1 pseudogene is annotated in these 245 nt (G+C 62.9%); it reads left to right on the forward strand.

The features are described from left to right. Positions 1–245: pseudogene (locus tag SB751_RS34120) on the forward strand (phenylalanine--tRNA ligase subunit alpha); the annotation flags it as partial.

Consider the following 245-nt stretch of genomic DNA (forward strand, 5'->3'; position numbering starts at 1 on the left):
CTTGGCAAGAAGGGCGAGCTGACTCAGGTGATGAAGACCCTGGGCAACCTGCCTGCCGAAGAGCGTCCGCAAGTCGGTGCGCTGATCAACGTTGCCAAGGAGCGTGTAACAGAGGTTCTCAATGCTCGCAAAGCGGCTTTCGAGGAGGCGGAACTCAGCGCCAAGCTCGCCGCCGAGTGCATTGACGTCACTCTGCCGGGCCGTGGCCAGACCTCGGGCGGTCTGCACCCGATTACGCGGACCCT

Source organism: Cupriavidus sp. SIMBA_020, from assembly GCF_046535395.1.
GTDB lineage: Bacteria > Pseudomonadota > Gammaproteobacteria > Burkholderiales > Burkholderiaceae > Cupriavidus > Cupriavidus campinensis.